Source organism: Streptococcus suis, from assembly GCF_024509555.1.
GTDB classification, from domain to species: Bacteria; Bacillota; Bacilli; order Lactobacillales; family Streptococcaceae; genus Streptococcus; species Streptococcus suis_AD.
Map to the genome: position 1 here is coordinate 1 of NZ_JAMWEL010000086.1, position 257 is coordinate 257.

Sequence of the window (257 nt, forward strand, 5' to 3'; positions counted from 1 at the left end):
ATTAAAGAAGACTGACGTACAGGTTCCATTTCCTTAGAAAGGAGGTGATCCAGCCGCACCTTCCGATACGGCTACCTTGTTACGACTTCACCCCAATCATCTATCCCACCTTAGGCGGCTGGCTCCTTACGGTTACCTCACCGACTTCGGGTGTTACAAACTCTCGTGGTGTGACGGGCGGTGTGTACAAGGCCCGGGAACGTATTCACCGCGGCGTGCTGATCCGCGATTACTAGCGATTCCGACTTCATGTAGGC

Annotated in this window: 1 rRNA gene; it reads right to left on the reverse strand. The window is 53.7% G+C overall.

The window, feature by feature from the left end:
* Nucleotides 1-37: 37 nt before the first annotated feature.
* Nucleotides 38-257, reverse strand: a 16S ribosomal RNA gene (locus NF418_RS10450); the annotation flags it as partial.